Origin of the sequence: Variovorax fucosicus (assembly GCF_030316825.1) — a bacterium.
Classification (GTDB): domain Bacteria; phylum Pseudomonadota; class Gammaproteobacteria; order Burkholderiales; family Burkholderiaceae_C; genus Variovorax; species Variovorax fucosicus.
In genome coordinates this window covers 157,819-177,665 of the sequence record NZ_JASZYU010000003.1, presented here as the reverse complement: position 1 = coordinate 177,665, position 19,847 = coordinate 157,819, and the positions used below count along the sequence as shown (strand labels likewise).

The following is a 19,847-nucleotide window of genomic DNA, read 5'->3' as shown; positions in this document are numbered from 1 at the left end:
ACGCTGGCGGCATGCCTTCCGCCATCGAGCTTGCCCAGGGCGATCCACGCCTGATTGCTGCAATCCAGCGCAGCCGACGCCTGCTCGGGCGCAAGGCGCTGATCGGTGCGGCCGCCAGCGCGATGCCGATCCCAGGGCTGGATTGGGCAGCCGATGCCGCGCTGCTGTCGCGGCTGGTGCCGCAGATCAGCGCCGAGTTCGGCCTCTCGTTGACGCAACTCGACCGACTCGGCCCGCAGCGCCGGGAAGGCGTGCAAAAAGCGGCCGCCGCCGTGGGCGCCCTGCTGGTCGGCAAGCTCGTCACCCGCGAACTGCTGATCACGCTGGCAAAGCATGCCGGCATCCGCCTGACGGCCAAGCAGGCGACCAAATACGTGCCGCTGGCCGGCCAGGCCATCTCGGCCGTGCTGGGCTATGCGGCGCTGCGCACCCTGGGCGAACAGCACATCAAGGACTGCGTGCGCGTTGCCAAAGCAGCGCAGCACCTGCTTCCGGCCCCTCCTGCCACAGGCGCCGCACCCCTGCGAAAGCTGGAAACGCCTGCGCCCGCCGGGCGCTCACGGCTGCGCGGCGTGGTGCAGCAACTGTTGCGGCGGTGACAAAAATGTACAAATGGTGACGCGCCATGTCCGGGGAAGCTTCTGACTTCCCGTCAGGCTTCGGTATAGTGAATCGAAAGATATTGGTGTTACCGATAACGCAATTTCGCGCCAAATCGAATACCCTCTTGCATGTGGGTTTCGCCGAAAAGGATCACACTGAGAGAGGGCCAGCCTGATTCAGCTGGCGCCGTGCAGGGAGGTCAAGAAACAGCGCCGACGCAGGCGCGTTTCTCCCGAGAGGATGAGGATGAACGAGACAGACCTTGCGGCGGCCATAGAGCGCCTGATGGGACGGGTTGATTATTACCTTCATTGCGAACTGGATGAAGAGTACGAACACGACCGCCCCGATGCCGCTCGCCACCAGCTCGAGGCTGCCCTGCGAGCCGAATTGCTGCGCGCCACTGCGGTTGGCCTGGTTTCGACTGGCGCAGCCGAATCTGTTTTGCGCAACGGCAAGCACATGGCCTGATTTTCGCTCTGTTCGCTTGCTCTGTACGCCGCCGTACAGAGCTCCCGGAGTGCCTGAGATATGGTCGGGATCCCAGCTTTGACCGGGGAACGCCTATGACCACGCCTGCCAAGGCATTCACAGTCGACTTGCGCGGCAGCATCGCAGCACAGCCCCTGCGCGCGCCGCCATGAACATCTATGTCGTCGACGATCACGCCATGATGCGCGACGCCATCGCCATGGTGATGCGCCGACTGCACCCCCATCGGAAGGTGGTCGAACTCGGATGCCTGGCCGAACTCATGCCGAGCGTGGATTTGACGGGATCTCCCGGCCTGATCCTCCTGGATCTGAACCTGCCCGACGCGAGGGGCTGCTCCGGGGTCAAGAAGGTCAAGCGGCATTTTCCCGGCGTGCCCCTGGCGGTTTATTCGGCATCGCCCGCAGCTGACGTTGCCGACGAATGCATCGATGCCGGCGCCGACATCTACATCGAAAAGACGGCAGGCTCCCGCGAACTCTTCGCCGCGCTTCGCAGCCTGCTTTTGGTTTTTGACCTCCCGCTCCCGAACCTGCGAGCCACTCGCGATCAGGGGCGATACCCAATTGGTTTGATCAGGGAAGCCATGGAACCGCGTGGTTCCAATCCCGCTGCCTGTTGACGGGCAACAATCAAGCAACGCAGCGGAAAAGCAAAAAGCCTGCTATCTTTTCGATAGCAGGCTTTTTATATTCCACGCGGGTTCGGTGGTAGGACGTACAAGATTCGAACTTGTGACCAACGGATTAAAAGTCCGCTGCTCTACCAACTGAGCTAACGTCCCACTCTGATCTCATCTCGCCAGGCAGCTAGCCCGGCAAAGCCAATGATTATAGCGTGCCGGCCCGTGCAATCTGGTCGAGAACCCAGCCTGCGGCGCATTGTCCGAAGGTGGCGGTGACGCTGACGACCGAGCCGTAGCCATGGCAGTTCAGGCTGCCGTCGCCCTCGTCGATGGCGCAGCTCGCATCGGGCGGCGCCACGGCCTCTCGGCTGAACACGCCGGGCACGCCTATCTTCTTGCCCTCGCGCGGGGCGCCATGCAGCTTGCGCAGGCGGTTGCGCATCTGCGCCAGCAACGGGTCGTGCGTCGCCAGCGCGATGTCGTCGATCTCGACCTGGTGCGCGAGCCGCTTGCCGCCCGCAGCGCCCACCGTGATGAAGCGGCTGCGGCTCGCGCGCGCCCAGACCGCCATCGAGAGCTTGGCGCGCCCGTCGTCGCATGCGTCGATCACGGCACTCAACGGCCCGTGTGCGTCGACCGCCGCCTGCACCAATGCAGGCCAGTTGTCGGGCTCGACGAATTCGTCGATGGCCAGCACGCGGCAGTCGGGGTTGATATGGGCAATGCGCGCCGCCATGGCCTCGACCTTGGCCTGGCCGACCGTGTTGTCGAGCGCGTGGATCTGGCGATTGATGTTCGACTCGGCGATATGGTCGAGGTCGATCAGCGTCAGCCTCCCCACACCGCTGCGGGCGAGCGCCTCGACGGCCCACGACCCTACCCCACCGATGCCGGCGACAAGCACGTGCGCGTTGCGGATGCTGTTGGCCCCCGGCACGCCGTAAAGGCGCTCCAGTCCACCGAAGCGCCGCGCGAGGTCGGCTTCTTCGGGGAGCGGTGCGGCAGGCAACGCGAGAGCGTCCACCGCGACGCCTGCTACTTCAGACGGGAGAGGCGCTCGCGACCTGCCTGGGCCGCTTCGGACTGCGGGTAGGCCTTGACTAGGTCTTCCAGCGTGCGGCGCGCAGCGCGCGTGTCCTTCAGCTCGATCTGGCAGTTCGCAATCGACAGCACTGCTTCGGGCGCCTTTGCATGGTCCGGCGCAAGCGACAGCATCGAACGGAAATTGGCGATCGCCTCGTTGTAGTTGCGCGTCGCGTACTGCGCGTTGCCCAACCAGAACAAGGCCGACGGGTTGTAGCCGCTCTGTGGATAACGTTTGACGAACTCGGCAAACGCGGTTTGCGCCTGCGCGAACTGGCCGGCGCGGAACACGCCCAGCGCTGCATCGAAGTCGGACTTCTCGCGCGGGTCGGCCGTGAACTCGCGGCCATCGACCGCGACCTGCGAGGGCTCGCTCTTCTTCAACCGATCGTCCACGGTCGACTGACGTTGCTGCAGATCCGACACGGTCTTGGCCAGCTGTTCGTTCTGGCCCGTCATGCGGGCCAGATCCGCCCGCAGTGCTTCGATCTGCGACTGCAGTTCGAGCACCGAGCGCGCGTTCTGTTCGCTGGCCCGCTGCGCGGCGCCTTCCGACTGCACCCGCATGGTCTCGACGCGTTGACGCAGGTCGAGGATGGCGCGGCGCGCCTCGTCATCCTCGAACAAGGCCGCGTTCGCGCCCATCGAGACACACAGCACGGCGGCGGCGCAGGCCGCACGCCGCAGGCTCAGCCTGGCCATCATCATCAACGGTAGGAAATCTCGGCGCGACGGTTCTGTGCCCACGCCGCTTCACCGCCGCCCTGCACTGCCGGCTTTTCCTTGCCGAAGCTCACAGCTTCGACCTGGCTGTCGCCGACGCCGAGCAGCGCGAGTGCGCGGCGCACGGCTTCAGAACGCTTCTGGCCGAGTGCCAGGTTGTATTCGCGGCCGCCACGTTCGTCGGTATGGCCTTCGATCGAAACACGACGTGCAGGATTCGTCTTGAGGAAACGTGCGTGCGCATCGATCAGCGACTGGAACTCGGGCTTGACCGTGTAGCTGTCGTAGTCGAAATACACGATGCGGGCGACGCCCACCGGGCCTTGCGCATTCAGCGCGCTCTGGTCGATGGTGACAGGAGCCACACCGCTTTGCGCGCCCTGGCCCATGCCGCCAGCGCGGCCGTCTGTGACCGGCGTGTCGTTCAGCTTGGTGCCCGACGAGCAACCGGCAATCAGCGCCACGATGGCGAGCGAATAAATCGTACGTTTCAACATTCTCGAACTCCTCAAGTTAATCATTGCTTTTGAAACGGACCCCAGTCCGGTTCCCGTATGTCGCCTGCCTGCCCCGCCAGCCGTGCCTTGATTTTTCCATCGAGCGTGGTCGTCATCAGCGCTTCCCTGCCTTGCAGCTGGGTGGCGTAGACGATCAGCTTGCTGTTCGGTGCAAAACTCGGATTTTCATCGGCGCTGGTGTCGGTGATGGCCGTCACATTGCCGGTGGCCAACTCCATCACGTGGAGTTTGAAGGCTCCGCCCACCCGCGAGATGTAGGCCAACCACCGGCCATCTCCGCTGATTGACGGCGAAATGTTGTAGGTGCCGCTGAAGGTGACCCGCGTCGGGTTGCCGCCGCTGGCGCCCATTTTGTAGATTTGCGGCGCACCACCGCGGTCGCTCACGAAGTAGATGGTGCTGCCATCAGCCGAAAACACCGGCTCGGTGTCGATGCTGTTGCTTTGCGTAAGCCGCCGCGGTTCGCCGCCCGCAGCCGGGATCGTGTAGAGCTGCGAACCACCGTCGCGGCTCAGCGTCACCGCCAGCGAATTGCCATCGGGCGCCCAGGCCGGCGCGCTGTTGGAGCCGCGGAAGTTGGCCAGCAGGCGCCGCTGTCCGTTGGCCACGTTGTGCACGTAGACCACGGGCTTGCGCGACTCGAACGACACATAGGCCAGTTGCGATCCATTGGACGACCACACCGGAGAGATGATGGGCTCCGGGCTCGCGAGCGCAGCCTGCGCGTTCTCGCCATCGGCATCGGCGACCCAGAGGGAATAACGGCTGCCGGCCTTGGTCACATAGGCAATGCGGGTTGAGAAGATGCCTTTTTCGCCAGTCAGCTTTTCGTAGACGAAGTCGGCGATGCGGTGCGATGCCAAGCGCAGGTCGCCCTGCGGCACGGTGTAGCTCTGGCCGCCCAGATCCTGGCCACGCACCACGTCCCACAATCGGAACAGCACCGTGTAGCGGCCGTCGGCAAGGCGCGTGACGCTGCCTGCCACCACCGAATCGGCAGTGCGCTGGCGCCAAAGCGTGAGATCGGGACGCGAGGTTTCATCGAGCGCCTGGCCCGATGCATCGACGCCGCGGAACTGGCCGCTGCGTTCAAGATCGGCCTGCACGATGGCAGAAATCTTTTGGGGCGACGCGTCCTGCCCCTTGAACGGGACGAGCGCGATCGGCAACTGCGTGAGCCCCACGCCCGACACCTCGACCCGGAACTGGGCCAGTGCAGGGATCACGGGGGAGGCAGCGAGAGCCGCGACAAGGCCGCGGCGGGTGAAAAACGATGAAGAAGGAGTTGGGAAAGAAACGGGCAACGGCTTGTTCATGCAGATCGGAGATGTTTCCGGGAAGAAAGTTTCTGGCCCGGGCGTAACGAGGCTACATGGTACACATTGCGCCGCAGGCAACGTCACAAACTGTGTATGGCCTTCCGGTGCAAGGGCCTGGTGCAAGTGCCACCCGTAGAATGCGCCGCCATGCAGTCTTCCCCCGCCGACGCGAGCGCGCGCCCTCCCCTGATGCGCCGGCTGGCAAGGCTGATGACATGGTTCGGCGGCTCCCGCCGGTGGTGGACGCTCGGCATCGCGACCGCGATGATCGCCGCGCTCACCGAACCACTGATGCCCGCGCTGCTCAAGCCGCTGCTCGACCGCGGCTTCACGCGCGGACAGCTCGCGCTGTGGACGGTGCCTGCCGCCATCATCCTTTTGTTTGCAGTTCGGGGCGTCGCGCAATTCATTTCGCAGTACGCGCTGGCACGCATTGCCAACGAGGGCATGCAGCGGTTGCGTCGCGTACTGTTCGAGCGGCTGCTCGCCGCGGAACTGGCATTGTTCTCGCGCCAGTCGGCCAGTGCGCTGTCGAACACCGTGGTCTACGAGGTGCAGACAGGCGCCATGCTGCTGGTGCAGGCGCTGCTTGGGTTGTCGCGCGACGGCTTCACGCTGATCGCACTGCTCGCCTATCTGATCTACCTGAACTGGAAACTCACACTGATCGTCGGCGTGCTGGTGCCGGGCGTGGCCTGGATCATGAAGGTGCTGTCGAAGCGGCTGTACCACCTCACGCGCCTCGGCCAGAAGGCCACCGACGACCTCGCCTACGTGGTCGAAGAGAACGTGCTGGCGCACCGCATGGTGCGGCTGCATGGTGCCGAAACCGGCCAGCTCGCCCGCTTCGAGCAGTTGAGCCAGAGCCTGAACCGGCTCGCCGTCAAATCAACCATTGCTTCGGCCGCCATGACGCCGCTCACGCAGTTGCTGGCCGCCGTGGCGCTGTCGGTGGTGGTGATGATCGCGCTCTGGCAAAGCGGCGAACAGGGCCTGACGGTAGGCGGCTTCGTGGCCTACATCACGGCCATGCTGATGTTGATCGCACCGATCCGGCGGCTGGCCGACATGGCCAACCCGATCACGCGCGGCCTCGCAGCGCTCGAGCGCGGACTGGTGCTCATCGACGATGTCGGCGCCGAACCGCAAGGCGGTTTCGAGGCCGCCCGCGCGGCCGGCCACATCGAACTGCGCAACGTCCAAGTGAACTATCGCGGCGCCGACGAAGCCCGGGCGCTGGACGGCGTGAACCTGACGATCGAGCCCGGCGAAGTGATTGCCTTCGTGGGGCCCTCCGGCTCCGGCAAGACCACGCTGGTCAACCTGCTGCCGCGCTTCGTGCTCCCGAGCGGCGGCGCCGTGCTGCTCGACGGCCATGCAATCGACCAATGGAAACTGGCCAGCCTGCGTGCCCAGTTCGCGATGGTGAGCCAGGACGTCGTCATGCTGAACGACACGCTCGCGGCCAACGTGGCACTCGGTGCCACGATCGACCGTGCGCGCGTGATCGCCTCCGTGGAAGCCGCCAACCTCACGATGCATGTGCAGAGCCTGCCGCAGGGCATCGACACCGTGCTCGGCCACAACGCGACCGAACTTTCAGGCGGCCAGCGGCAGCGCCTCGCCATCGCCCGCGCACTCTACAAGGACGCACCGATCCTGTTGCTCGACGAAGCAACCTCGGCACTCGACACCGAATCCGAACGGCTGGTGCAGGAAGCGCTGAACCGCCTGATGCAGGGCCGCACCACGCTCATCGTGGCGCACCGGCTCTCAACCATCCAGCATGCGGATCGGATCGTGGTGATGGAGCATGGCCGCATCGCCGAGCTCGGCAGCCACGACCAGCTGATGGCGCTCGACGGCCTCTATGCGCGCTTGCAGACGCATGCCGTGCGCACCGCTCCGGCGGGCCAGGATCCGACCCTCTGAGCGGTTAGAGCAGCACTATGTCGTATTGCCCTTGGCCCATCGACGCCTCGGATTGGAGCGAAATCGGCTTGCCGATGAAGTCGCTCAGCCCCGCCAGGTGCTGGCTTTCCTCGTCGAGGAACAACTCGATCACCTGCGGCGACGAGACGATGCGGAACTCGCGCGGCGTGAACTGGCGCGCCTCGCGCAGGATCTCGCGCAGCACGTCGTAGGCCACGCTGCGCGCGGTCTTCACGATGCCCTGCCCGCCGCAGGCCGCACAGGGCTCGCACAACATGTGGGCCAGCGACTCGCGGGTGCGCTTGCGCGTCATCTCCACCAGACCGAGCTGCGAGAAGCTGCCGGCCGTGGTCTTGACCCGATCCCGCGCGAGTTGCTTGCGGAACTCGGCCAGCACCTGCTCGCGATGGTCGTCGCGCACCATGTCGATGAAGTCGACGATGATGATGCCGCCCAGGTTGCGCAGCCGCAGTTGCCGCGCGATCGCCTGGGCCGCTTCGAGATTCGTCTTGAAGATGGTGTCGTCGAAGTTGCGTGCGCCCACGAAGCCGCCGGTGTTCACGTCGACCGTGGTCAGCGCCTCGGTCTGGTCGACCACCAGGTAGCCGCCGGACTTGAGCTCGACCCGCCGCCCCAGCGCACGCGCGATCTCTTCGTCGACCGCGCATAGATCGAAGATCGGCCGTTCGCCCTTGTAGAGCTGCAGCTTGTCGACCGCTTGCGGCATGAACTCGCGGCCGAACTTCACCAATGCATCGAACTGCTCGCGCGAGTCGATCCGGATCGCCTGCGTGTCTTCGCTGGTCAGGTCGCGCAGCACCCGCTGCAGCAGACTCAAATCCTGATGCAGCAGCGACATCGGCGGCAGCCGCGTCGACAGCTCGCGGATGCGCGACCAGGTCTTGCGCAGGTAAGCGATGTCTTCGGCCAGTTCGGCATCGCTCGAATCCTCGCCATTGGTGCGCAGGATGAAGCCGCCGGTGCTGGCGGGCACCACCCCGCCGCTGTCGGCGGCTGCTGCGGCTTCGATCAACGCCTGCATGCGTGCGCGCAACGCGTCGCGCAGGTCGGACGGAATCTTCTGCGACACGCCGATGTGGTTGTCCTGCGGCAGGAACACGAGCAGCCGGCCCGCGATGCTGATCTGCGTGGACAGCCGCGCGCCCTTGCTGCCGATCGGATCCTTGATCACCTGCACCAGCAGCGACTGGCCTTCGAACACCTGCTTCTCGATCGGGACGATCGCGCTGCCATTGCCGCCGCGGTGGTCGCGCTCGGGCGACGCCGTCATCGGCCGCGAGCCCGGCGTGAACGGCGCGACGATATCGGCCACATGCAGGAACGCGGTGCGCTCCAGCCCGATGTCGATGAAGGCAGACTGCATGCCCGGCAACACACGCGAGACCTTGCCGAGGTAGACATTGCCGACCAGGCCGCGCTCGAGCGTGCGCTCCACGTGCAGTTCCTGCACCGAGCCGTATTCGACCAGCGCGACGCGGGTCTCCTGGGGTGACCAGTTGATCAGGATGTCTTGCATGGGGGTGTGGCCTGGCGCTTGAATCCGGCCGACTTCAGCAGCGCGTTTGTCTCGTACATGGGAAGGCCCATGATGCCCGAATACGAACCGGTCATGTGCGCGATGAAGGCGGCAGCGCGGCCTTGCACCGCATAGGCGCCGGCCTTGCCGAGCGACTCGCCGCTGTCCACGTAGTCGGCGATTTCGCTGCGGCCGATCGGCCCGAAGGTCACGCGCGAGACGCTGAGCGCGGCCCACCGGCGCTTGCCGTTCTGCAGCGCCACGGCTGTCAGCACGCGGTGGGTGTGGCCCGACAGCAGCGCGAGCATGCGCCGTGCGTCGCGCGCGTCCTCCGGCTTGCCGAGGATGGCGCGGCCCAGCGCCACCGTGGTGTCAGCGCAGAGGACCGGTGCCGGCGGCAAGCCCAGCCGTGCATGGCGCGCCACGGCCGCATCGAGCTTGAGCGCAGTCACTCGCTGCACGTACGCGCTCGGCGACTCGCCGCCGTGCACCGCCTCGAGCGCCTCGGCATCCTCGTCGGGTGCGGGCAGCAGCAGTTCATGGTGCACGCCGAGCTGCCCGAGCAGTTGCGCACGACGAGGACTCTGCGAAGCCAGATAGATGAAGGAAGGCGAGGCAGAAGAAGTCATTCGCGGTGATACGGATGGCCCGCGTTGACCGACCAGGCGCGGTACAACTGCTCGACCAGCAGCACCCGCGCCATCGCGTGGGGCAGCGTCAGATCCGACAGGCGAATGCGTTCGTGCGCGGCCGCCTTGAACGCCGGGTCGAGCCCGTCAGGCCCGCCGATCACCAGCGCCACGTCGTCGCCCTCGCCCTGCCAGGCCTGCAGCCTGGCCGCCAACGCCTTGGTCGTGAGCGCCGTGCCGCGCTCGTCGAGTGCGACGATGCGCATGCCCTTGGCAATCGCGCCCTCGATGCGCTCGCGTTCGGCCGCATAGAGGGTCTCGAGGGTCTTGGAGCCGCGTGGCTCGGTCTTGACCGCGCGCAGTTCGAGTTTCAGTTCGGGCGGGAAGCGCTTGGCATAGTCGTCCCAGGCGGTCTGCGCCCAGTCGGGCATGCGTTGCCCGACTGCGACCACCAGCAGCTTCATTTGCTGCGCGACGAGGTGGTGGTCTTGCGCGCGGCTTTCTTCTTCGCGGCAGGCTTGCCGGCCACCACGGTCTTGATGGGTGTTTTGCTGGCGGTTGTCTTCTTCGCAGGCGCGGCGGTCTTCTTCGCCGCCGGCCTTCTGGACGACGAGGGCTTCGCCGCCTTGGCCGCCTGCTCGATCTCGCGGATCGCGGTCTTGGAGGCGCTGGAACGGCGCAGCGTGGTCGCCGCCTTCTTCGCGGCGGGTGCCGGAGCAGCCGCGGCCGATGCAGCCGCCGGCTTGGCGGCGCCGAACTTCAGGCGCACCGGCTTCTCGCCCCAGATCTCTTCGAGGTGGTAGTACTGGCGGATCGCCGGCTGCATGATGTGCGCGACCGCAGCGCCGCAGTCCACGATGATCCACTCGCCGTTGTCCTCGCCCTCGATGCGCGGCTTGCCGAAACCGGCCTCGCGCACGGCGTCGCGAACGCTGGCGGCGAGCGCCTTGGTCTGGCGGTTGGAGGTGCCCGAGGCAACGATCACGCGCTCGAACAGCGGGGAGAGATGCTCTGTATCGAAAACCTGGATGTCCTGCGCCTTGACGTCTTCGAGCCCATCGATGATGGCCCGCTGGAGTTTCTGGGTGTCTTTCTTGGCGGCGGCTTCAGTGGTCATCAGGCAGGTGAGTAGAGGTGGTGTCGGTCAATATAGCGTGCAACGGCAGGGGGAACCAGACCGGAGATGTCCGCCCCACGGGCGGCGCGGCTCCGGATCTCGGTGGCGCTGATGTCCATCGGCGCCAGCTCGAGCTGTTCGAAGCGCGCACCGGCTGGCAACGGCGCCAGCGTTTGAGGGTCGAATCGGATCGCAGCGCCCGTGGGGTCTGCGCGATGTGCTATCGAAATAATAGCAATCGAGAGAATCTCCTCAAACCCGTGCCAGCTGCGCAAGGCAGCGGCCTGGTCGGCGCCGATCAGCAACACGGGTTGCATGTCCGGGCGCTCATTTTTGAGTTCGCGCAGGGTGTCGAGTGTATAGGTCGGGCCGGCCCGGCGGATTTCGCGGGTATCGACCACCGCATCGGCCACGCCGCCGAAGGCCAGCCGGGCCATCGCGAGCCGGTGTTCGGCGCTGCTCAACGCACGCGCCTTGTGCCAGGCCTGGCCGGTCGGAAAGATGCGCAACTCGGCCAGGCCCAGCTGGGCAAGCGCGGCCTGCACCAGCGCCACGTGTGCATTGTGGGGCGGGTCGAAGGCGCCACCGAATACACCGACGCGCGGCATCGCTTTGCTCAGACCCACTCGCGCCGCACCAGGAAATCGCGCGTCAGCGCCGCCTCGGGCGTGCCAGCCTCGGGCTCGCGCCGGTAGGCCCAGCTTGCCAGCGGCGGCATCGACAGCAGGATCGATTCGGTGCGCCCACCCGACTGCAGCCCGAAATGCGTGCCGCGATCCCACACCAGGTTGAACTCCACGTAGCGGCCGCGCCGGTAGAGCTGGAAGGCGCGCTCGCGCTCCCCATATGCGATGTCGCGTCGGCGTTCGACGATCGGCAGATAGGCCGGCAGGAAGGCATCGCCGACCGACCGCAGCATGGCAAAGCTCTGCTCGAAGCCCGGTTCGGCGAAATCGTCGAAGAAGATGCCGCCCACACCGCGCGGCTCGTTGCGGTGCTTCAGGAAAAAGTAGTCGTCGCACCAGGTCTTGAAGCGCGGGTACTTGTCGTCGCCGAACGGCGCCAGCGCTGCGCGGCAAGTCTGGTGGAAATGGCGCGCATCGTCTTCGAAGCCGTAGTACGGCGTCAGATCCATGCCGCCGCCGAACCAGCAGACCGGCTCGCCGCCCGCGGGCAAGGCGGCCAGCATGCGCACGTTCATGTGCACGGTCGGCACGTACGGGTTGCGCGGATGGAACACCAGCGACACGCCCATTGCCTCGAACGGCGCGCCGGCCAGTTCGGGGCGGTGCTGGGTGGCCGAGGGCGGCAGCTTCGGGCCACTCACCTGCGAGAAGCCACAGCCGGCGCGCTCGAACAGCGCACCGCCTTCCAGGATGCAGGTGAGCCCGCTGCCCTGCAGCGGCTCGCCGGGTGCTTTCTGCCAAGAATCGCGAAGCGCCGCGCTGCCATCCGCCTGCTCGACCGCATCGACGATGCGCTGCTGCAGCCCGCGCAGGTATGCGCCCACCGCCTCGGGCGTCGAGACGCTCATCAGCCGGCCTGGTCGCGCAGCGGCAGCGCCCGGAAGCCGATGTCGCGCCGGTACTGGGCGCCGTCGAAATGGATGCGCGCTGCCACTTCGTAGGCGCGGTGCTGAGCCTGCTTGACGCTGTCGGCCAGCACGGTGACGCAAAGCACGCGGCCGCCGCTGGTGCGAATCTCGCCGTCCTCCATCGCCGTGCCGGCGTGGAATACCACTGCATCGGGCGCTTCCGGCGGCAGGCCGTTGATGAGGTCTCCCTTGCGCGGCGACAACGGATAGCCGTGCGCGGCCATCACCACGCCCAGCGCGGTACGCCGATCCCATTCCAGCTCGACCTGGTCGAGCGTGCCGTCGGTCGCGTGCCACAGCACCTCGAACAGATCGGACTTCAGCCGCATCATGATCGGCTGGGTTTCAGGGTCGCCCATGCGGCAGTTGAATTCCAGCGTCTTGAGCTGCCCCTGCGGGTCGATCATGAGGCCGGCGTACAGAAAGCCGGTGTAGAGGATGCCGTCGCGCTCCATGCCACGAATGGTTGGCAGGATGATCTCGCGCATCGCACGCGCATGCACGGTGGCGGTGACCACAGGCGCCGGCGAATAGGCGCCCATGCCGCCCGTGTTGGGGCCCTGGTCGCCGTCCTGCAGACGTTTGTGATCCTGGCTGGTGGCCAACGCCGTCACGTTGCGGCCGTCGCACAGCACGATGAAGCTGGCTTCCTCGCCCTGCAGGAATTCCTCGATCACCACGCGCGCCCCGCCCTCGTTGTGGGTCACGCCGAACTTGTTGCCTTCGAGCATGAAATCGACTGCCTCGTGCGCTTCGGCCGCGGTCATCGCCACCACCACGCCCTTGCCGGCGGCCAGGCCATCGGCCTTGACCACGATCGGCGCGCCCTTCGCATCGATGTACGCATGCGCCGCCACCGGGTCGGTGAAGCTTTCGTACTCGGCCGTCGGGATCTTGTGCCGCTTCATGAAGGCCTTGGAGAAGGCCTTCGAGCTTTCGAGCTGGGCCGCCGCCTTGGTCGGGCCGAAGATGCGCAGGCCATGCGCGCGAAACTCGTCGACCATGCCGGCCGCCAGCGGCGCCTCGGGGCCGACCACGGTCAGCGCGATCTTTTCAGCCGCGGCCCAGGCACGCAACGCAGCCGGCTCGCTGATCGCCACGCCCTCGAAGCGCGGATCGAGCGCGGTGCCGCCGTTGCCCGGCGCCACATAGATCTTCGACACGCGCTGCGACTGCGCGAGCCGCCAAGCGAGCGCATGTTCGCGTCCACCACCACCGATGACGAGCACTTTCATTCGGACAACTCGGCGTTGTGATAAACCTCTTGCACGTCGTCCAGATCTTCCAGGACATCGAGCAGCTTTTGCATCTTCGCGGCGTCTTCGCCGGTGACCTCGACCGGGTTCTCGGCGCGCATCGTAACTTCGGCGACTTCGGGCTGCAGGCCGGCGGCCTCCAGCGCGTTCTTGACGGTTTCGAAGTCGGCGTAGGCCGTGAGCACTTCGATCGCGCCGTCATCGTGCGTGATCACGTCCTCGGCGCCGGCTTCGAGAGCGACCTCCATGACCTTGTCCTCGCTGGTGCCGGGCGCAAAGATGAACTGCCCGCAATGCTTGAACTGGAACGCGACCGAGCCTTCGGTGCCCATGTTGCCGCCGTACTTGCTGAACGCATGCCGCACCTCGGCCACGGTGCGCACGCGGTTGTCGGTCATGGTGTCGACGATGATGGCGGCGCCGCCGATGCCGTAGCCTTCATAGCGGATTTCCTCGTAGCTCACGCCTTCGAGGTTGCCCGTGGCCTTGTCGATGTTGCGCTTGACGGTATCGATCGGCAAATTGACGGCCTTGGCCTTTTCCACCGCGAGCCGCAGCCGGGGGTTGATGCCCAGATCACCGCCCCCGAGGCGCGCCGCCACCATGATTTCGCGGATCACCCGGGTCCAGGCCTTGCCACGCTTCTCGTCCTGCCGGCCTTTTCTGTGTTGAATGTTCGCCCATTTGCTGTGTCCGGCCATAGCTCTATATCTCGCGATCTCGTGTTTGCAAAGCAGACAGCGAGTTTACTGTCCGGCGCACACAACGCCCGCGCCGGAACTACGACCTGCCAAATGTGTTTGGGGATAATCACCCGATGACACAGATGCCTTCCGCCCTGACCGCTCCCCGGCCGACGCGCCCGCAAAGCCACGATGCGCTGGCGGCCGCCAACGTCGCCGAGGCCAAGTGACGCTCGCTGCCGCGGCAGAAGCGCCGTCCCTGCGCGTCGAGCGTCTGACTTTGGGCCAGGGCCTGGCTCGCGCGGCGGGCGGTGCCAAGCCGTTCGCTGCCTTGAGCTATGGCGTCGGCGGCGACAACGCCTGGATCACCGGCGTCTCGGCTCGGGTGCTGCTCAACAGCGAGCCGATGGTCGACCTCTGGCATGCCGGTGCCGCCGTGCAGTCGGGCACCACCGGCGTGGTGCGCTGGCGCAGCGACGGCCACTGGCTGCTCGGTGTGGTCGATCTCGACGAGAACGACCACGGCGAAGACTTGACCGCGCTGTCTCAGCGCGCCTACCGCAACCTGTTCGAGGCGATGAAGCAGGCCGGTTGCCCGCATCTGCTGCGGATCTGGAACTATCTGCCGCGCATCAACGACGACGGCGGCGGCATGGAACGCTACCGGCAGTTCAACGCAGGGCGCCAGCAGGCGTTTCTCGAGGCCGGCCAGGCCGCCTTCGAAGGCGCGCCCGCGGCCTGTGCGCTGGGCGTGCACGAAGGCGCGCTCTGCATCCGGTTTCTTGCCGGCCGCGTGCCGCCGCTGCCGGTGGAAAACCCGCGCCAGGTGTCGGCTTACCACTACCCCTCCGACTACGGGCCGCGTTCCCCCACCTTTTCGCGCGCAGCGCTGGCACCGCTCGGCGGCGGCCAGGTCGCGTTGTTCATTTCGGGCACGGCCAGCATCGTTGGGCACCAAACGGTACACGTTGGCGACGTGCGGGCGCAGTTGGACGAAACGCTTCTGAATCTGCGCGCGGTGATCGCCGCCGCCAACGAGCGCTCAAGTGCCATCTTCACGCTGGAGCGCAGCGACCCGGTGGTCTATGTGCGCCATCCGGCCGACGCGCCCGGCATCCGCCGGCAACTCGAGCACGCGCTCGGCGCCGGTTCGCGCTTTATGCGGCACGCGGTGTTTCTCCAGGCCGACATTTGCCGCAGCGAACTGCTGGTCGAGATCGAGGCGCATGCCACCGAACCGGGCGAACTGCGCGGCTGAGCCTTCGATGATGCGGCTTTTCTCACTGCTGAAGACGGCCCTGCTGGCCGTGCCGCTCTACGCGTTGCTGTTGCTGCTCGGCACCATCTCGCTGGCGTGGAACATGGTCGCGATGCTGCTTCAGCCGGTGCTGCCGGCCCGCCTGGCACGTCCGCTCGGGCGCGCGACCATTGCGCTGGCGTACCGTTGGTTCTGGGCCACCGCATCGCTGACCGGCATGATGCGCATCGACGCCGAATGCCTGGACGCGCTGCGCGACGAGCGCGGCCTGATCTTCGTGGCGAATCACCCGACCATGCTCGATGCGCTACTGCTGGTTGCGCGGCTGCCGCGCAGCGCCTGCATCATGAAGGCCGACCTGATGAAGAACATCTTCCTCGGCGCCGGTGCGCGGCTGGCACACTACATCCGCAACGACTCGGCCCGCGCCATGGTGCGGCTGGCGGTTGACGATCTGCGTGCCGGCGGCCAGCTGGTGCTGTTTCCCGAAGGCACGCGCACGGTCGAACCCCCGGTCAACAGTTTTCGCCCCGGCGTCACGTTGATCGCCAAGCTCGCACAGGCGCCGATCCAGACTGTTTTCATCGATACCGATTCGCCGTACCTCGGCAAGGGCTGGCCGCTGTGGAGGGTGCCGCCGTTGCCGGTCGTGTTCAAACTGCGGCTGGGCCAGCGCTTCGCCCCGGAGCAGGACAGCAATGCCCTGCTGAAACAACTCGAACAATACTTTCGCCAAAACATGGAACAGCGCGCCACAGACGCGCAGCCCGCATGCCCATCGACGCCTCGCGCACACACCTCGTTCTGATCCCGAGCTACAACACGGGTGAGCGCCTTTTTTCCACCGTCAGCGCGGCCCGTGCGCAATGGAACCCGGTCTGGGTGGTGATCGACGGCAGCACCGACGGCACCGGTGAGCGCCTCGCACAGATCGCCACCGACGACCCCGGCCTGAAGGTGGTGCTGCTGCCCCGGAACCAGGGCAAGGGCGCTGCCGTGTTGCACGGGCTGCGCATGGCGCAGGAGGCCGGCTTTACCCACGCATTGACGATGGACTCCGACGGCCAGCATCCGGCCGACCTGATCCCGACGTTCATGCAGGCCTCGGTCGCGCGACCCGACACGATGGTGCTGGGCCGCCCGGTGTTCGATGCCAGCGCCCCGCTGCTGCGCGTGCGCGGGCGACGCGTGTCGAATGGATGGACGCAGCTCGAGACCCTGTTCGCGGGCGTCGGCGATTCGCTCTATGGTTTTCGCGTCTACCCGGTCGCCTCGCTGATCCGCGTGATGGCGCGCCAGCCCTGGATGCGCCGCTTCGACTTCGACACCGAGGCCGTGGTGCGTCTGGCCTGGCGCGGCGTGAAGCCGATCAACATCGACGCGCCGGTGAAGTACCTCACTGCGGCCGAGGGCGGTGTGTCGCACTTTCGGTACGTGCGCGACAACGTTCTGCTGACGTGGATGCACACACGGCTGATGGTGGAGTTCGTGCTGCGGCTGCCCTGGTTGATTGCAAAGCGGGTTTTGCGGTTGCCGCCGTTTCAGGACTGAACCTTTCTCCCCTTGCTTAGAGCGCCCGGTGTGCGGTACGGGCTGTCTGGATGCAACCCCTTCCTGTCCACGTCGGTCGCCCCAGCGCATACCGCCCGCCGACGCACCCCCGCACATCCCGGTGCCCCAGGATGCCGCCTAAATCATCCCGCCATTGATGGAAATAACCTGCCCCGTGATGTAAGCCGCTTCATGGCTGGCGAGAAACCCCGCCAGCGCAGCCACCTCATCCGGCGTACCGGCCCGCTTCACCGGCACCATCTGCTGGATCATGGCCGGGTCGAACGCCGCATCGGCCATCGGCGAGGCGATGATGCCCGGCGCGATCGCGTTGACCGTGACACCGCGCGCGGCAACCTCGAGCGACAGCGCCTTGGTCGCGCTGTTGAGCGCGCCCTTGGCCGCGGCGTAATTGACCTGGCCCTTGTTGCCCATCAACGACGCGACCGACGAAATATTCAGGATCCGGCCCCAGCGCGTTCGCAACATCGGCAACAGCAGCGGCTGCGTGACGCGGAAAAAGCCGTTGAGCGACACGTCTATCACCTTGTGCCACTGCTCGGCTCGCATGCCCGGCAACACCGCGTCGTCGTGCACGCCGGCGTTGTTGACGATGATCTGAACCGGCCCGCCCTGCAGCATCGCAGCGCAACCGGCGGCCGTGGCCTCGTCGCTACGCAGGTCGAACACATGGCACTCGGCGCTGCCGCCTGCCGCCCGGATGACAGTGGCGAGTTGCTCGACCGCGTCGGGCCGGGAGCTGGCGTGCAGCAGTACCGTGGCGCCGTCGCGCGCGAGGCGTTGCGCGATCGCGGCGCCGAGCGAACCGCTGGCGCCGGTGATCAGCGCACGCTTGCCCGAAAGGTTTGTGATTGCTGCAGTCGTCATGTCACGGCAAAGGGGTGTTGAGCACGACCACCGCGCGGCCATCGGCCAGCGTGGCGCCGTTCACGTCGGTCAGGTTGAACTCGTAGAGCACCTGGCGCGCGTCGCCCGACAAGCGCCTGGCACGCACCTGCAGCGTGCCCTGCACTTCGTCGAGCCGGGAGATGGCGAAGCGCACGTTGCGCGCCGTGGCCAGGAATCCGGCCGAGGGCGGCGCGCCTGGCGCAGCGAGCAACCCGCCATGCAGCGCCATGGCTTGCGCGGCGTACTCGATCGCGTTCGGTGCCATCAGGCCGCCGGCCGTGCGCAGCGGGTTGTCCGGCTGCAGGTGGCTCGTGGTGGTGCAGTGGATCGTGTCGGCGTCCCAGCTTTCGAGCCGCTCCAGCAGGCACATGGTGCCGCTGTGCGGAATGCGCGCAGCGATGCCCTCCCGATCCATGGTTTGCGGCGCGGCCACTGGCGCGCTCATGGCTTGCGATCCGCGACCAGCAGCACGTTGGCGAACGGCGTGCCTTTGCTCATCGGGATGCTCTGCACGGTGAAGCCAAGCCGCTGCAACAGCGCAATCCAATCCTGCAAGGTGCGGCCCCAGGTCGGCGACACCTTGTGGCCGCGGATGCGCGTGACGGTGCGATCCACCCACTGGCTGATCGCGAAGCCGCGCCGGCTGGCCGCATCGCCCACGCGCAGCAGCATGCGGCCGCTGCCGGGCGTCAATGCGTCGCGAACCCGGCGCAGCACGCCTTCCTGTGCATCGAGATCGACGTAGTGCAACACGTCGAGGATCACCACCAGGTCGCTGGCCGGCAGCGCCGCCTTGCACATGTCGGCGCAGACAAAGCGCGGCGTGGGCTGCAAGTGGCCGATGGACGACTCGGCACGCGCCACGTCGCGCGGCATCAGTTCGATGCCGGTGTAGTCGGCCACCGGCGGCGTCGCGGCCCAACCGGCGGGCCATTGCCCCTTCACCTGCATCGCGGCCATCGACGAGAGCAGGCTGGCAAACAGCCCCTGGCCGCAGCCGATATCGACCACCCTGCGCCGGTCGGCGCCGATCAGCCCGCGCTCGACCAGACCGCGAAACACCGGATCGCGCCCGAGCTTGCCGCGCGCGAAGTGGTAGGTGAACTGGCCGGCCTTCTGGTACGGCGCCGAGGCCGCGTCATGAAGCTGCCGCCAGGCGGCATCGGTGTGGGTTGCAGCGCTCATGCTGCGAGGCCTTCGGGCAAGGTGACGGCACGCAGATTCGCTCGTTCGATTTGCTGCAACAGCAGCGGCAGCACTTCGAGCACCACGGGTTTTCCGCCCGCCGTGCGTGCCGCGTTGCCGTCATGCAGCAGCAGGATGTCGCCAGCGGCAAGCCCCTGCGCGAGCCGCGCAAGCACCTTGGCCGGCTCGCGCTCGCGCGTGTCGAAGCCGCGCCGCGTCCAGCTCACGAGCGTGAGCCCGAGCCGGTGCAGCACCGGCGCGAGGAACGGGTTGCGCAGGCCGGCCGGCGCGCGAAAGCAACTCGGACGCGTCCCCGTGATGTCGGTGAGCATGTCCTGCGCGCGCGCGATCTCGGCCGCATAGCCGCGTGGCCCCAGAAACGAAAAATTGTGGCGGTGCTTCGCCGTGTGGTTCTGGATGCTGTGGCCGCGCGCGACGATGGCGCGCGCCAGCGCGGGATGGGCCGCCACCCGTTCGGCAATGCAGAAAAAAGTGGCGCGCTGGCCGGCGGCATCAAGCAGGTCGAGCACCCGGGGCGTCACCTCCGGATCGGGGCCGTCGTCGATGGTCAGCGCGACTTCGCGGCGGTCGATGGCCGACTGCGGCAGGCGCGTGACGTTCGGCCCGAGCAAATGGCTGCGCGGTGTCAGCCCGGCACCGGTGATGAGCGCATGGTTGAGCACCACCGCGCCGATGGCCCATGGCACGGCGCCTGGGATCAGCAACGCGGCACCCAGTGCGGCCAGATGCAGGCCAACGCTGGCTCGCACGATCGGTGGCATCGGCCAGGTGGTCGGCATCGCGGGAGCGGAAGGAACAGTGGAAGACATCGA

General features: G+C 66.7%; 23 protein-coding genes and 1 tRNA gene. 7 read left to right on the top strand and 17 right to left on the bottom strand.

All coding sequences use genetic code 11. The features are described from left to right. The first annotated feature begins 11 nt into the window (after nucleotides 1-11). From QTI05_RS18455 to QTI05_RS18445, 3 genes are all read left to right on the top strand, one after another. On the top strand, nucleotides 12-599 hold the full coding sequence (locus QTI05_RS18455) for a hypothetical protein (protein WP_286620140.1): 588 nt from the start codon (nucleotides 12-14) through the stop codon (nucleotides 597-599). A 250-nt stretch (nucleotides 600-849) separates the two neighbouring features. Further along, nucleotides 850-1,074 (top strand): hypothetical protein, encoded by a 225-nt coding sequence (locus QTI05_RS18450; protein WP_286543894.1) that lies wholly within the window; start codon nucleotides 850-852, stop codon nucleotides 1,072-1,074. Between the two features lie 169 nt (nucleotides 1,075-1,243). After that, nucleotides 1,244-1,717 carry a response regulator gene (locus QTI05_RS18445; RefSeq protein WP_286620138.1) on the top strand — a complete coding sequence of 158 codons (474 nt, stop codon included), beginning with the start codon at nucleotides 1,244-1,246 and terminating at the stop codon, nucleotides 1,715-1,717. A gap of 86 nt (nucleotides 1,718-1,803) precedes the next feature. Here the strand turns inward: QTI05_RS18445 and QTI05_RS18440 are convergent. The 5 genes from QTI05_RS18440 to tolB form a co-directional block, all read right to left on the bottom strand. Continuing rightward, a tRNA-Lys gene (locus tag QTI05_RS18440) sits at nucleotides 1,804-1,879 on the bottom strand. A 46-nt stretch (nucleotides 1,880-1,925) separates the two neighbouring features. Next, nucleotides 1,926-2,744: a tRNA threonylcarbamoyladenosine dehydratase gene (locus QTI05_RS18435; protein ID WP_286620136.1), complete on the bottom strand. Its 819-nt coding sequence runs from the start codon at nucleotides 2,742-2,744 to the stop codon at nucleotides 1,926-1,928. An 11-nt stretch (nucleotides 2,745-2,755) separates the two neighbouring features. Further along, the gene (ybgF, locus tag QTI05_RS18430; RefSeq protein WP_286545415.1) at nucleotides 2,756-3,505 is read right to left on the bottom strand and encodes a tol-pal system protein YbgF; all 750 of its coding nucleotides are present in this window, start codon (nucleotides 3,503-3,505) and stop codon (nucleotides 2,756-2,758) included. A gap of 5 nt (nucleotides 3,506-3,510) precedes the next feature. Then, nucleotides 3,511-4,023, bottom strand: a complete 513-nt coding sequence (gene pal, locus QTI05_RS18425) for a peptidoglycan-associated lipoprotein Pal (protein ID WP_286543885.1) — start codon at nucleotides 4,021-4,023, stop codon at nucleotides 3,511-3,513. Nucleotides 4,024-4,043: 20 nt separating this feature from the next. Continuing rightward, nucleotides 4,044-5,360, bottom strand: a complete 1,317-nt coding sequence (gene tolB / locus QTI05_RS18420) for a Tol-Pal system beta propeller repeat protein TolB (protein ID WP_444812937.1) — start codon at nucleotides 5,358-5,360, stop codon at nucleotides 4,044-4,046. A gap of 150 nt (nucleotides 5,361-5,510) precedes the next feature. Between tolB and msbA the strand changes: the two genes are divergently transcribed. Beyond that, nucleotides 5,511-7,295: a lipid A export permease/ATP-binding protein MsbA gene (gene msbA / locus QTI05_RS18415; protein ID WP_286620134.1), complete on the top strand. Its 1,785-nt coding sequence runs from the start codon at nucleotides 5,511-5,513 to the stop codon at nucleotides 7,293-7,295. 4 nt (nucleotides 7,296-7,299) lie between these two features. On the opposite strand, the gene rng is transcribed toward msbA, so the two are convergent. Genes rng through QTI05_RS18375 form a run of 8 tightly spaced genes read right to left on the bottom strand, consistent with a single transcriptional unit; the run spans nucleotide 7,300 to nucleotide 14,129 of the window. Continuing rightward, nucleotides 7,300-8,832, bottom strand: coding sequence for a ribonuclease G (rng, locus tag QTI05_RS18410; RefSeq protein ID WP_286543879.1), 1,533 nt, complete (start codon nucleotides 8,830-8,832; stop codon nucleotides 7,300-7,302). After that, nucleotides 8,817-9,461: a Maf family protein gene (locus tag QTI05_RS18405; protein WP_286543877.1), complete on the bottom strand. Its 645-nt coding sequence runs from the start codon at nucleotides 9,459-9,461 to the stop codon at nucleotides 8,817-8,819. The genes rng and QTI05_RS18405 overlap by 16 nt, the downstream gene beginning before the upstream one ends. Beyond that, the gene (gene rlmH / locus QTI05_RS18400) at nucleotides 9,458-9,925 is read right to left on the bottom strand and encodes a 23S rRNA (pseudouridine(1915)-N(3))-methyltransferase RlmH (RefSeq protein WP_286367719.1); all 468 of its coding nucleotides are present in this window, start codon (nucleotides 9,923-9,925) and stop codon (nucleotides 9,458-9,460) included. The genes QTI05_RS18405 and rlmH overlap by 4 nt, the downstream gene beginning before the upstream one ends. Then, nucleotides 9,922-10,578, bottom strand: a complete 657-nt coding sequence (gene rsfS, locus QTI05_RS18395) for a ribosome silencing factor (protein WP_286620132.1) — start codon at nucleotides 10,576-10,578, stop codon at nucleotides 9,922-9,924. The genes rlmH and rsfS overlap by 4 nt, the downstream gene beginning before the upstream one ends. Next, a complete protein-coding gene (gene nadD / locus QTI05_RS18390) occupies nucleotides 10,578-11,186 on the bottom strand; it encodes a nicotinate (nicotinamide) nucleotide adenylyltransferase (protein WP_286620131.1) in 609 nt (202 codons plus the stop codon). The genes rsfS and nadD overlap by 1 nt, the downstream gene beginning before the upstream one ends. Before the next feature lie 8 nt (nucleotides 11,187-11,194). Next, nucleotides 11,195-12,112 carry an oxygen-dependent coproporphyrinogen oxidase gene (gene hemF / locus QTI05_RS18385; RefSeq protein ID WP_286620129.1) on the bottom strand — a complete coding sequence of 306 codons (918 nt, stop codon included), beginning with the start codon at nucleotides 12,110-12,112 and terminating at the stop codon, nucleotides 11,195-11,197. After that, a complete protein-coding gene (gene purD / locus QTI05_RS18380) occupies nucleotides 12,112-13,407 on the bottom strand; it encodes a phosphoribosylamine--glycine ligase (protein ID WP_286543865.1) in 1,296 nt (431 codons plus the stop codon). Before purD ends, hemF begins: the two co-directional genes overlap by 1 nt. After that, on the bottom strand, nucleotides 13,404-14,129 hold the full coding sequence (locus tag QTI05_RS18375; RefSeq protein ID WP_286620128.1) for a YebC/PmpR family DNA-binding transcriptional regulator: 726 nt from the start codon (nucleotides 14,127-14,129) through the stop codon (nucleotides 13,404-13,406). The genes purD and QTI05_RS18375 overlap by 4 nt, the downstream gene beginning before the upstream one ends. A 208-nt stretch (nucleotides 14,130-14,337) precedes the next feature. On the opposite strand from QTI05_RS18375, the gene QTI05_RS18370 reads away from it, so the two are divergent. The 3 genes from QTI05_RS18370 to QTI05_RS18360 are packed head-to-tail and all read left to right on the top strand — an operon-like array spanning nucleotide 14,338 to nucleotide 16,920. Beyond that, nucleotides 14,338-15,369, top strand: a complete 1,032-nt coding sequence (locus QTI05_RS18370; RefSeq protein WP_286543861.1) for a chorismate transformation FkbO/Hyg5 family protein — start codon at nucleotides 14,338-14,340, stop codon at nucleotides 15,367-15,369. 7 nt (nucleotides 15,370-15,376) lie between these two features. Then, nucleotides 15,377-16,177 carry a lysophospholipid acyltransferase family protein gene (locus QTI05_RS18365; protein ID WP_286543859.1) on the top strand — a complete coding sequence of 267 codons (801 nt, stop codon included), beginning with the start codon at nucleotides 15,377-15,379 and terminating at the stop codon, nucleotides 16,175-16,177. Next, a complete protein-coding gene (locus tag QTI05_RS18360; protein ID WP_286543856.1) occupies nucleotides 16,141-16,920 on the top strand; it encodes a glycosyltransferase family 2 protein in 780 nt (259 codons plus the stop codon). The genes QTI05_RS18365 and QTI05_RS18360 overlap by 37 nt, the downstream gene beginning before the upstream one ends. Before the next feature lie 138 nt (nucleotides 16,921-17,058). Here the strand turns inward: QTI05_RS18360 and fabG are convergent, their stop codons facing one another. From fabG to QTI05_RS18340, 4 genes are read right to left on the bottom strand one after another with little or no spacing between them, the layout of a single operon-like run. Beyond that, on the bottom strand, nucleotides 17,059-17,808 hold the full coding sequence (fabG, locus tag QTI05_RS18355) for a 3-oxoacyl-ACP reductase FabG (RefSeq protein WP_286543854.1): 750 nt from the start codon (nucleotides 17,806-17,808) through the stop codon (nucleotides 17,059-17,061). Nucleotide 17,809: 1 nt separating this feature from the next. Further along, nucleotides 17,810-18,274, bottom strand: coding sequence for a hotdog family protein (locus tag QTI05_RS18350; protein WP_286620126.1), 465 nt, complete (start codon nucleotides 18,272-18,274; stop codon nucleotides 17,810-17,812). Beyond that, nucleotides 18,271-19,014 (bottom strand): class I SAM-dependent methyltransferase, encoded by a 744-nt coding sequence (locus QTI05_RS18345; protein ID WP_286620125.1) that lies wholly within the window; start codon nucleotides 19,012-19,014, stop codon nucleotides 18,271-18,273. Before QTI05_RS18345 ends, QTI05_RS18350 begins: the two co-directional genes overlap by 4 nt. Beyond that, nucleotides 19,011-19,814 (bottom strand): polysaccharide deacetylase family protein, encoded by an 804-nt coding sequence (locus QTI05_RS18340; RefSeq protein ID WP_286620123.1) that lies wholly within the window; start codon nucleotides 19,812-19,814, stop codon nucleotides 19,011-19,013. The genes QTI05_RS18345 and QTI05_RS18340 overlap by 4 nt, the downstream gene beginning before the upstream one ends. Nucleotides 19,815-19,847: the final 33 nt, after the last annotated feature.